Raw genomic sequence first — 10,707 nt, forward strand, 5'->3', positions numbered from 1 at the left:
AAAAAAAATAGTAGAGTTGAGAAATGGGATGCGTGAACAGCCTAGAAACTTTTTTTGGGTATTCCTGTAGTAGATGGGTTGATCGTAAATCTTCCCGTGCTCAATGGCGACAATCTCCAGATAATCCAGTGACACTTATTTACACACCTCTGAAGTAACAGGCACCCCCAATACATTTGCTGCTACTTCAGGTTAAGTGCCACACACATACATCTGGAGCCACTTCATGAAGAAGCTCGCCCTCGCAATCGCTGTTGCAGCTATCTCTGGTCAAGCTGCTGCTGCTCAGGTTTACAGTAACGATAGCACTGCTGTTGATGTCTACGGTCAGCTGCGTACCATTCTTAAAAAGACCAACAATAATGGCGAAAAGTCTTTTAGCCTGGCCAGCTCCCGTGTAGGTTTTATCGGCACTCATAAGATGAGTGATGATCTGACTGTTGAAGGTAAAATGCAGATCAAATACGGTGACTCTGCAGAGAACTTCTACTCCGATGTTCTGTACATTGGCATGAACAGCAAAACCTTCGGTGGTGTGCGTGTTGGTAACATGGGCTCCATCTGGGATGATGAAATGGGCATTCAGGATAACACCTATGCCTATGGTGGTAGCTCCAGCCTGGGTGGCGACCAGTACGGTACTGGTGTACAGAGCAATACTCTGGACTACCGCTTCCCAATCGACACCTCCGTTGGTGTGATCACTCTGCGTGCCCAGACTCAGCTGGCTCCTACTTCTGTTGATGCCAAGCGTAACGATCTGACTGCGGCTGGCTTCACTGACAATAAAAAAGATACTGAGGCCGTTACTATCGATAAGGCTGTAAGTGCTGGTGTGGTTTGGAACTCTAACTTTGGCCTGGATGTAGCTGCTGTTTATGCTGCTACTGATGTAGATCTGCAAGCTGATGCAGATGCTACTCCTGCTAAAGAGAAAACCGCTCTGGGTACAGCTAAATCCTACGGTATCTCCACTGGCTACACCGTTGGTAAGCTGCTTGTTGGCGCTCAGCTGACCAGGGTTAAGGTGAAGAAAGACGACAAGAGCGCCAATTTCGATCTGGAAAAGACTGGTTACGGCCTGGGCGCTAAGTACAGCTTCGACAACAACGTAAGCCCATACGCAACTTACGATATCGTTAAGACTGACAACAAAGCTGTTAAGACTACAGATGCTACAAAAGCGCGCACTCTGGCAGCTGGTGTTGAATTCAAGCCAAATGCAAGCATCCGTACCTTCGTTGAAGCTTCACGTAACATCAACGATGGTGAAAAGCACACCACTGAGTGGGCAATCGGCGCACGCTACTACTTCTAATCTTTCCCTCAACGGGTAAGGTTTAAAAAGCCGCTCGCACAAAAACTCAAAACGCCTTGATCATGGATCGATCAAGGCGTTTTTTGTTTACGTATTACTGACCACCACAACCCTTCCTTCTCTATCTCTTCTCACTGCTTTTCAAGTGATTTCATAGCTCTTTACGGTAACCGGCATAAAAAATGTGGGTTATGCGTATAGGTAATCAGGTCATCGAAATTCTTCCCGTGACCTCAGCCGCTGACTCCCGATAATCGGAATCTGCTTATCAATGGCAGTAGTTACTGCATGGTGCTGACGGCTCCCCTGATAAAAACGTCTTCAGTACTGGTTAAAGCACACACGCACACATCTGGAGTCACATAATGAAAAAACTAGCACTCGCACTTGCTGTAGCGGCAATCTCCGGCCAGGCAGCTGCCGTAGAAGTTTACAGCGACGATAACTCATCTGTTGAAGTGTATGGTCAGCTGCGTACTCGTCTGCAAAAGACCCGTAACGACGACGCTGCAAAATTCGACGTAGCCAACTCCCGTATCGGCACCATCGGTACTTACAATCTGAGCGATGACCTGACTGCTAAAGGTCAGTTCCAGCTGAAGTACTCAGACGATGCAACCAACTTCTTCTCCGACGCTATGTGGGTTGGCCTGCAGAGCAAAACCATGGGCCAGCTGCGTCTGGGTACCATGTGGACTCAGTGGGATGCCCAGATGGGTAAGCACAGTAACGGTTACGCATTTACTGGCAGCTCTTCCATGCTCTCTACCAACTACGGTACCGTAGCCATGAAAAACCTGCTCTCCTACGATATTACGCTGGGGCAGGTGAGCTTATTCGCAGAATATATGATTGCGCCTATGGAAAGTGATGTGAAGGGTGAGAATATGTCCTTTGCTGCTATGACAGACTCTCTCAAAAATCTTGAAGACGATGATACCCTTAAGGCTCAGAATATCGCCATTGATAAATTCTACACCTACGGTGCAACCTGGAACTCTGACTTTGGCTTGAGTGTTTCCCTGCTCCACGGTGGAACTGACCTAAAAGAAAAGAGAGCAGATAATACAGACACCGCTGTTGGTACAACTGACTCCACTGGCCTGAGCATGTCCTACGCTATCCGCAACCTGACTGTTGGTGCCCAAGCATTCCGCACCAACGCACAGGCTACAAACAAGGCTAACTTTGATCAGACCAAGACTGGCTACGGCATTGGTGGTAAGTACTCCTTCGATAACGGCGTGAGCCCTTACTATGCCTTTGACCAGATACAGGAAGATTCTAAGGGTACAAACCTTGCGAATGCCACTAACGCCAATGCTGCTGGTGTGATTGATTCCCGCACCAGAACTCACGCTATGGGTGTTGAATTCAAGCCAAGCGCTTCTTTCCGCACCTGGGCTGAAGTAGGCCGCGAGAAGAAGACCCATAAGTTTGATAACAACACCACCGCTACCAAGTGGGCTCTGGGTGCTCGCTACTACTTCTAATCCTTCCCCAATCGGGTAAGGCTTAAGAAGTTAATAAAAACCGCCTGAGTTGCTAACTGACTCAGGCGGTTTTTCATGTGTATTAACTGGCCACCTGATTTCCTGAATGTTTTGCCGTCATGCTCAGCCCGATTTAGCTCCGAAAACTGGCAGCAACTTACACCAGTGCTACTCTGTTCGCCCGCATAAACAGAAATATAGAGGGCAAGAAAATATGTCGACAGAGGCCAGAGTTGCAACATTAGAAGCGAAGCATGAAGCTTTGGATGACGCATGTCGTGAGCGTAATAAAGTTATTGAGGCTACACATGATGTCGTGACTCTTGCGCTCAAAGAGCAAAGGGAAAAGTTTGCAGTGTTGGAGTACCGGTTGGAAAAGCTGGAAGCGGCTAACCGGGGTAATCGTGATTCATTTCGTCAGCTTGAACTCCTCCTTCGCCAGCTTCTTCCCCATACAAATTAAGGCTTTCTCCTTTTCCGATGCACATCTGGCAAAGCGGCTTTCCCGTGCTACTCTGTCTCCTCCACATTCGCGGAGGTTGCTATGGGGCTTGAACAGCGGGTCAGTGTACTGGAGTGTCAGCAGGACAAGAATGAAGAGCACTTTTGTCGTATAGAAGGAGAGATATCTGAGTTTCGCAAGGAAGTGCGGGAGCAGTTTAGTCAGGTGCAGGATCAGTTTAGTCAGGTGCAGGAGCAGTTTAGTCAGGTGTGGGAGCAGTTTCGTCAGGTTCGAGAACGGTTTGATAGCGCTGATGAGAAAACTGCAGACATGCAAGCCTTCAATGCACAAACCCAGGACATTGTGCGAATGATCTACTTTGCTGTGAAGCACGAAGAAGTGCCCAAATAGTATGTTTTGTGGGTTGGGTGTCGCTTGATAACCCAACCTTCGGTCTGTTGTGGAGGTTGTTATGGGGCTTGAACAGCGGGTCAGTGTACTGGAGTGTCAGCAGGACAAGAATGAAGAGCGCTTTTGTCGTATAGAATGCGAGATATCTGAGTTTTTCAAGGAGGTTCAAAAACGGTTTGATAGCCTTGATAAGAAGCTTGAAGACATGCAGGCCTTCAATGAACAAACCTATGAGCTTTTACGAATGATCTACTTTGCTGTTAAGCATGAAGAAGCACCCAAATAACATGCTTTGTAGGTTAGGTGTCGCTTGATAACCCAACCTTCGGTCTGTTATCCGGAAATTTTTGGCGTTTCTCTCTTTTGTCATAACCTCGTCATAAATTCTTTATACAAACTCTGTTGTTGAAAGCTGAAAAAATAAACACAACAACGGATCTCTCGTGAATACTCAACACAAAATCTCCTCCCCAACGAGCAAACTACTGACCCTCGCCTCCGCTTTGCTTATCGGAACCGCAGGAATCGCCGGTTGCACCACCCAGCAGGGGGTGACACATATCAATAAACCTGCGGATTTAACGCCTGTCGGTCGCTACGCCTCAGGTCAGTATCATGTCAGCGCGGCTGAGATTGTGGCCTGGCATAGCCGCAGCCAATCGGTATTTGTGGTGAATGCCGCCTCAGGTACGGTAGACCGGTTGGATATTTCCGGCCTGACCAGCACTCCACTTACAAATTCTCTTCAGGATTCCAACATCTCTCAGAAAGGTTCACTGAATATTCAGAAGGATATTCCTCAAGAAGCACTCGGCGCAGCTAACAGCATCGCAGTCAATGACAGCCTGATGGCTGTGGCTGTTGAAAATGCGAATAAACAGGCTGCCGGTATTGTGGCTTTTTATAGGCTGGATACCCACGGCAATGCCCGCTTTTCCAGTTATGTGAAAGTGGGTGCATTGCCCGATATGGTGACCTTTACCCCGGATGGTCGTTATGTACTGGTGGCGAATGAAGGTGAACCGTCGTCTGATTATAAAGTTGACCCTGAAGGCTCCATCAGTGTGATTACCCTGTCCAACGGGCAGGTGCAGAACGTAAGAACGGCTGATTTTCGGGCCTTTAATAAGGGCGGCAGCCGCGCTTCAGAGTTGTCTTCCGATGTGCGCATTTTTGGTCGTAATGCCTCTGTGGCTCAGGATCTGGAGCCAGAATACATAACAGTGTCTGCCGATTCCCGAAAAGCCTGGGTCGCCCTGCAGGAGAACAATGCACTTGCGATTGTGGATATTGAAAATGCCCGTATAGATGCGATCAAACCCCTTGGCTTTAAAGACTTTGGGCAGTCTCCCATTGATGCCAGCAACAAAGACAAAGCCATCAATATCCAGCCATGGTCCGGCGTTTACGGTATGTATCAGCCCGATGCTATTACCTCTTTCGAGAAGGAGGGAAAAACCTTCATCGTGACAGCCAACGAAGGCGACGCCAGAGACTACTGGTATAAAGCCGCCGATAAATTTGAGTGCCTTACCACCGGCGGTTTGAAGTTTGATGAAAAGGATGGCTGCCTTGGCTTCTCGGAAGAAAAACGTGCAGGCAAGCTGGCAGTCAGTGCCTCTCACCCCCACGCTGCCGATGCGGCGGATAAGAAAAAGCTGGGCCGTTTAAAAGTTACGACAACGATGGGTGACAGCAACGGCGATGGCACTTATGAGGCGTTGTACTCCTACGGTGCACGCTCGTTCTCTATCTGGGATGAAAACGGCAATCTGGTGTTTGACTCCGGCTCTGACTTTGAACGTATAACGGCCGAGCTGTTAGGCAGCAACTTCAACAATAATGATGATAAAACCAAGGGCGACAGCCGCAGCGACGACAAAGGCCCCGAGCCGGAAGCCGTCGCCGTAGGAAACGTGCACGGGACAACCTATGCGTTTATCGGCCTTGAACGCACCGGTGGTATTTTTATGTACGACATCAGCAATCCATCCCAGCCGGAGTATGTTCGCTATATCAACAACCGGGATTTCACCGTGGATGCGAAAAAAGACACGGCCCGTGCCGGAGACCTTTCACCGGAAGGCATGACATTTGTGAAGGCCTCAGAAAGCCCTACAGGTAAGGCTCTGCTGGTTGTCGGGCATGAGGTATCGGGCTCTACCACGGTTTACGAGGTGGACTGATCAGGTTTTGTGGAAATAACTTCAAAATCATCCTTCTTTCTCTTGCGCATCTGCCACCAGTATTTGAAGGTGTAATCCGGCCAGATGGCCAGGTTGTGACCGTCTTCTCCGAGGTACCAGCTGCTGCAGCCGGAGGTCCAGGTGGTGTTTTGTGACTTTTTCTGAAGTGCTTCCGAGTGCGCTTTTTGTGCACTCGGTTTTATGTCTAACGCTTTGCCGGGTTTGCCATCCATGCTCTGAATGCATCGCAGAATAAAGTTGATCTGGGCTTCTATCATAAAAACAAGCGACGTATGCCCAATACCCGTGTTAGGGCCTGCCAGTATGTAGCAGTTTGGAAAACCGGATACAGCGGTGCCGAAATAGTTCTCAAACTGGTTTTGTTGCCAGTAGCCGTTTAGTTCCACACCGTTGCGGCCGATGATGGATGTGCCCTCCAGTGGCTCGGTCACGTTGAACCCTGTTCCCCAGATAATGGCATCGACCGGTAGTGTTTCACCGCTTTGGGTCACGATGTGGTCTTTGCCGATGCGGGCAACGCCGTCTGTGATCAGATCAACATTGTCACGGTTCAAAGCCGGGTAGTAGTTGTTGGCCAGCAGGATACGTTTGCAGCCGATACTGTAATCGGGGGTAATGGCCTTCTGAAGGTTCGGGTCTTTGATCTGCTTGCGTATATGGTGCCTGGCAACGGCAGTGAAGAGTTGGCCTTTGGGTGATTCAGGTTTGAGTAAACCACTCAGAACCCACTCATTCATCCAGTAAATAGCGGCACGAGTAAAACGACGGTAACCCGGTAAATAACGGAACAGGAACTTTTCAAAAGGGTGAAATCTGCGGTCGAGTTTGGGAATAATCCAGGGCGGTGTGCGCTGGAAGAGTTTCAGGTTGCTCACCTGTTTGGCAATACAGGGGACAAACTGAATGGCGCTGGCACCTGTGCCAATCACCGCTACCCGCTTTCCTTCCAAATCATAATCATGGTTCCACTGGGCTGAGTGGAACATCGCCCCTTCAAAGAGCTCTTTGCCGGGGATATTGGGAATGACTGGGTTGCTGAGGGGGCCGGGAGCTGCGACTACAAAATTGGCCGTGAAGGTCTGGCCGCTGTCGGTGAACACTTCCCAAATGGCTTTTTCTTCATTAAAACAGCCTTTGCGCACGGTTTCGCCAAACAGGGTTTTGTCTCGCAGTGTGTACTTGCTGGCACAGCCTTTCAGGTACTCACCAATTTCCTTCCAGCCCGAGTATTTGCGGTTCCAGTCAGGCTTAGGCTCGAAAGAATAGGAATAAAGGTGAGACATCACATCACAGGCACAGCCGGGATAGGTATTATCCCGCCAGGTTCCTCCAACCTCGTTGGCTCGCTCGATAATCAGAAAGTCTTCAATGCCTTTCTGCTTGAGGCGAATAGCCATGCCCAGTCCGGAAAATCCACTGCCAATAATGATGATTGTGTGATGTGTTTCCATAAGGCCATCATACAGGCAACCCCGCTGGCAGTCTGTAACAGGGCTGCGCAGTGGCAGCCCTATAAAGGTATCGGCTGTGCAAGTGGCTTACAGAGTGCTGGTGATAGAAGGTTCTAAAACAACTTTTTTCAGATGGGTGTAGGCTTCGGAAACCAAGCCGAAACGAATGTTGGCACCACCGCCGCCACCAAAGATCATGGCTGGGTATTGCGAGAAGGTTAAACCATACTGATAGGCGTTTTCTGTTGTTGCATTAACGGCCATATTGTAGTGAAAACCCACAAAGGGGGCTAAATCTGAGGACACCCGCAGGTGAGGATCGAACGATTTGCAGGACGGCTGAGACGTTGTGCCATCTTCTTCACCCATGTGAAGACCCCAGTGAAACCCTCCGCCAATGCCTGTTGTCAGCTCACCGAAGGGTCTTACTTCAAACCATTTATGGCCGAGGCTACCATGGCACATTGCCATGTCGAGCCCAGTGCTGGTGCCAATAACGCCATACCCTAAAAAGCTCAGGCCGCTACGAACGCCAACGGTGTAGCAATGGTGGTGGGGCTTCACAAAACCGGTCAGCAGCTTTTTCGTTCCCTTGCTGTTGGGGAGTGCGTCGATCCATTCGAGATACCCCTTTTTAGGATTTTTGGGCGCGTCTGCCAGCGACTCTTTCAGGTTTCTGCACTGGTGAACGTAGGTTTCTACAGAGCTTTCATTAACCTCCTCAGTAATAGCAGCCTGTACCATATAGGCTAACTGCTGCAGCTCCTGCTCGCTGCCTTTGCGGTTCTGAACGAGTTTCATGGTGCATGAAAGCAGCTGGTTAACCGGATCTTCTTCAGCTCCCGAGGTTTCATCAAAAGCGTCATCAGCCATCAGTGCAGGGCTGATAAATGCGGCCAGCAATATACTGGCGAAAGTCGAGGAGAGGATTTTTCTGATCATGACCATTATCTCAAGTTAGAAGCATGGGAGTACAAAATAGATCAGTCAGAGCCAGTTGCTGTGGATATTGTCGGGTATTCGGTGGCTTTTTTGTTACGACAGGGCCTTGATTTCGTCAGCCTTGCCTATCAGTTCTGTAATGACAGTGGATGGATTTTGGTGAATACGGCAAAATCGGTGCTATCAGGTATCTGTGTACGAAAATACATAATAAAAACAATGAAAAACTTCGAACTGAAAATTCCTCCCATAGCACTGGTTGTCATCGTGGCTGTGATGATGTGGTTTGTTGGCTGGGTGACAGAAGGGTTCTTACTGTCGGATTCGGTGCGTATGTTTCTTCTGGGTTTGTTTTTGTTAGCTGGTGTAAGTATTGGGCTGGCAGGTGTGAAGTCTTTCCGGCAAGCACAAACCACTGTGAATCCCATGACGCCGGAAGCGGCTTCTTCACTGGTGTCCAGTGGTATCTTCCAGCGCACACGCAACCCCATGTACGTTGGTATGGCTCTGTGTCTGACTGGCTGGGGGCTGTTTTTGGCGAATTTCTATGCTTTGGGCGGCGTCATCGGTTTTATCGTTTACATGACCCGTTTCCAGATTATCCCTGAAGAGCGCGCTCTCACTGCACATTTTGGTATTGACTTTGAATCTTATCGCAAGCAGGTTCCCCGGTGGTTATAAACAACAGGGACATTGTCGACTGTATGGTTACGCAAACATCGGTTGCACCAAAACGAATCAAAAAACGCCCGGTTATCCACACTGAACGATTAACTCTGGAAATGTGCACAGAGGCAGATGCCCAGCTGTTCCTCAATTTCTATGAAAATAACCGCGAACACTTGTCCCGGTGGGAGCCAGCCCGCAGTCATGAGTTTTACACCCTCGAGTATTGGCAGAAAACACTGAAGGAAAACCAGATCTTCCTGTTAGAAGGCAGTGCTATAAAGTTTGGTATCTTCAATAAAGAGCGCACGGAAGTGATTGGCACCTGCAACTTCAACAATATTATTCGCGGTGTGTTTCAGGCTTGTCACCTTGGTTATTCCATCGGTGGAAAGTATCAAGGTCAAAGCTATATGTATGAAGCAGCGCAAGCTGGCATTCAATTCATGTTTAATGAAATGGGGCTGCATCGGGTGATGGCAAACTACATTCCAACGAATGCACGCAGTGGTGCGCTGCTTGAACGACTCGGCTTCGAGGAGGAAGGCTTTGCCCGGGACTACCTGAAAATTGATGGAATTTGGGAAGACCATGTACTAACAGCACTGGTCAACCACAACAGCCCCTAATCGGAGTACAATATTGTTTTGTACTTATTTTGAATCCAGCCACATTCCGGAATTTCTATGAGCAGCAGTGCTTTTGCCCGTCGTTTTCAACTCGTTGTCGACCAACTCACCCAGGGGAATAAAAAGCAGTTTGCACAACTGACCGGTAAATCTGCATCCCATATTTATAAGATTTGTCGTGGCGTGAGCCGTCCATCCATGGCTTATCTGGAATCTCTCTATCAGGAGTATCGGGTTGATCTCACCTGGCTGTTGACTGGTGAGCAAAGTGACAGTGCTCAGCCAACAGGTGCTCTTCCCAGCAAAGATCTGGTCTATGCACCTATGTTCGACGTGCAGGCCAGTGCGGGTATGGGAACCGACGTGCAGGCGGAAGACATCAGTGATTATTTTGCGTTCACCAAATCTTTCCTCTCCAGTCAGCTGGGGGTTTCCGGTGAGCACCTCGCATTTATCAGCATTCGCGGAGACAGTATGCAGCCAACACTGTATGACGGTGATCGTGTGCTGGTGGATATCTCCCGCAAAGTCGTTCAAAACGAAGGCTTGTACCTGTTGCAAACAGACGACGGTCTGATGGCAAAACGTCTCAAGCCTTTAAAGAAGAACAGCCTGCAAGTCACCAGTGATAATCCCGAATACCCCAGCTGGGTTATCCAGGCCGATGAACGGGACAACAACCCTGTGGCCGGGCGGATTATGTGGTGTGCCCGTTCAGTTTAGGCCGTGGGCTGGAGATTAACCCGGTATTCAAAAACCCGGTCTCCAACCAGTGCGTAGGGTGTGTAGCCCAAGCGTTCGGTTATATCTGTGAACACTACATTTTTGGGGATTTCACACCTAGGCTGATCCGCATCAATTAAGATGATTCTCATATTCGGGTTGCGGGGCAGGATAACCTGGAAAATTTCATCCAGTTTCGATTGGGGGTCATCAGAAACAGGAAAGCCGATGAGAATTGTGCTTCGAGGCGCGTGCGCTGTCTCCTCTACAAAGTTTAAAACAGCTTCGTAGGCCGGTTTTTTCTGAACATTTCGTGTGAACTCTCTGTCCATGTCACCGCGGTCAAACCATGAGTAGTTATCCGTTGCTGTTACGTTTTCACCGGATTTCACCAACTCATCAGTTAACCAGCCATTACCCGCATA

12 protein-coding genes are annotated in these 10,707 nt (G+C 49.1%); 9 read left to right on the plus strand and 3 right to left on the minus strand.

Features of this window, described 5'->3' with window-relative positions; translation table 11 throughout:
• Positions 1 to 226: 226 nt before the first annotated feature.
• The 6 genes from E1189_RS05520 to E1189_RS05545 all read left to right on the plus strand — a co-directional run bounded on the left by E1189_RS05520 (position 227) and on the right by E1189_RS05545 (position 5,850).
• A complete protein-coding gene (locus tag E1189_RS05520; RefSeq protein ID WP_155159045.1) occupies positions 227 to 1,318 on the plus strand; it encodes a porin in 1,092 nt (363 codons plus the stop codon).
• A 365-nt stretch (positions 1,319 to 1,683) separates the two neighbouring features.
• Positions 1,684 to 2,811, plus strand: coding sequence for a porin (locus E1189_RS05525; protein ID WP_155159046.1), 1,128 nt, complete (start codon positions 1,684 to 1,686; stop codon positions 2,809 to 2,811).
• A 214-nt stretch (positions 2,812 to 3,025) separates the two neighbouring features.
• The gene (locus E1189_RS05530) at positions 3,026 to 3,274 is read left to right on the plus strand and encodes a hypothetical protein (protein WP_155159047.1); all 249 of its coding nucleotides are present in this window, start codon (positions 3,026 to 3,028) and stop codon (positions 3,272 to 3,274) included.
• An 81-nt stretch (positions 3,275 to 3,355) separates the two neighbouring features.
• On the plus strand, positions 3,356 to 3,664 hold the full coding sequence (locus E1189_RS05535; RefSeq protein WP_155159048.1) for a hypothetical protein: 309 nt from the start codon (positions 3,356 to 3,358) through the stop codon (positions 3,662 to 3,664).
• A gap of 61 nt (positions 3,665 to 3,725) precedes the next feature.
• Complete coding sequence (locus tag E1189_RS05540; RefSeq protein WP_155159049.1) at positions 3,726 to 3,950, plus strand: hypothetical protein; 225 nt, start codon at positions 3,726 to 3,728, stop codon at positions 3,948 to 3,950.
• A gap of 157 nt (positions 3,951 to 4,107) precedes the next feature.
• Positions 4,108 to 5,850, plus strand: coding sequence for a choice-of-anchor I family protein (locus E1189_RS05545; RefSeq protein WP_329601906.1), 1,743 nt, complete (start codon positions 4,108 to 4,110; stop codon positions 5,848 to 5,850).
• Here the strand turns inward: E1189_RS05545 and E1189_RS05550 are convergent.
• Positions 5,835 to 7,322 (minus strand): flavin-containing monooxygenase, encoded by a 1,488-nt coding sequence (locus E1189_RS05550; RefSeq protein ID WP_155159050.1) that lies wholly within the window; start codon positions 7,320 to 7,322, stop codon positions 5,835 to 5,837. The genes E1189_RS05545 and E1189_RS05550 overlap by 16 nt on opposite strands.
• An 87-nt stretch (positions 7,323 to 7,409) precedes the next feature.
• Entirely contained in the window at positions 7,410 to 8,264 is an 855-nt protein-coding gene (locus E1189_RS05555) for a hypothetical protein (RefSeq protein ID WP_155159051.1), read from the minus strand.
• 219 nt (positions 8,265 to 8,483) lie between these two features.
• Here E1189_RS05555 and E1189_RS05560 point away from each other — a divergent pair, with 219 nt between their 5' ends.
• The 3 genes from E1189_RS05560 to E1189_RS05570 are packed head-to-tail and all read left to right on the plus strand — an operon-like array spanning position 8,484 to position 10,282.
• The gene (locus E1189_RS05560) at positions 8,484 to 8,945 is read left to right on the plus strand and encodes a methyltransferase family protein (protein ID WP_155159052.1); all 462 of its coding nucleotides are present in this window, start codon (positions 8,484 to 8,486) and stop codon (positions 8,943 to 8,945) included.
• Between the two features lie 23 nt (positions 8,946 to 8,968).
• Positions 8,969 to 9,559: a ribosomal protein S5-alanine N-acetyltransferase gene (gene rimJ / locus E1189_RS05565; RefSeq protein ID WP_155159053.1), complete on the plus strand. Its 591-nt coding sequence runs from the start codon at positions 8,969 to 8,971 to the stop codon at positions 9,557 to 9,559.
• Between the two features lie 57 nt (positions 9,560 to 9,616).
• On the plus strand, positions 9,617 to 10,282 hold the full coding sequence (locus E1189_RS05570) for an XRE family transcriptional regulator (RefSeq protein WP_155159054.1): 666 nt from the start codon (positions 9,617 to 9,619) through the stop codon (positions 10,280 to 10,282).
• On the opposite strand, the gene E1189_RS05575 is transcribed toward E1189_RS05570, so the two are convergent.
• The coding region (locus tag E1189_RS05575) for a hypothetical protein (RefSeq protein ID WP_230460189.1) at positions 10,279 to 10,707 on the minus strand (429 nt) is incomplete at its 5' end. The genes E1189_RS05570 and E1189_RS05575 overlap by 4 nt on opposite strands.

It is taken from the genome of Parendozoicomonas verongulae (assembly GCF_009711465.1).
GTDB lineage: Bacteria > Pseudomonadota > Gammaproteobacteria > Pseudomonadales > Endozoicomonadaceae > Sansalvadorimonas > Sansalvadorimonas verongulae.

Bases quoted from the DNA above. Each gene is read 5' to 3' on its own strand.
- E1189_RS05520 (WP_155159045.1), top strand. From the start codon at position 227: ATGAAGAAGCTCGCCCTCGCAATCGCTGTTGCAGCTATCTCTGGTCAA.
- E1189_RS05525 (WP_155159046.1), top strand. From the start codon at position 1,684: ATGAAAAAACTAGCACTCGCACTTGCTGTAGCGGCAATCTCCGGCCAG.
- E1189_RS05530 (WP_155159047.1), top strand. From the start codon at position 3,026: ATGTCGACAGAGGCCAGAGTTGCAACATTAGAAGCGAAGCATGAAGCT.
- E1189_RS05535 (WP_155159048.1), top strand. From the start codon at position 3,356: ATGGGGCTTGAACAGCGGGTCAGTGTACTGGAGTGTCAGCAGGACAAG.
- E1189_RS05540 (WP_155159049.1), top strand. From the start codon at position 3,726: ATGGGGCTTGAACAGCGGGTCAGTGTACTGGAGTGTCAGCAGGACAAG.
- E1189_RS05550 (WP_155159050.1), bottom strand. From the start codon at position 7,322: ATGGAAACACATCACACAATCATCATTATTGGCAGTGGATTTTCCGGA.
- E1189_RS05555 (WP_155159051.1), bottom strand. From the start codon at position 8,264: ATGATCAGAAAAATCCTCTCCTCGACTTTCGCCAGTATATTGCTGGCC.
- E1189_RS05560 (WP_155159052.1), top strand. From the start codon at position 8,484: ATGAAAAACTTCGAACTGAAAATTCCTCCCATAGCACTGGTTGTCATC.
- rimJ (WP_155159053.1), top strand. From the start codon at position 8,969: ATGGTTACGCAAACATCGGTTGCACCAAAACGAATCAAAAAACGCCCG.
- E1189_RS05570 (WP_155159054.1), top strand. From the start codon at position 9,617: ATGAGCAGCAGTGCTTTTGCCCGTCGTTTTCAACTCGTTGTCGACCAA.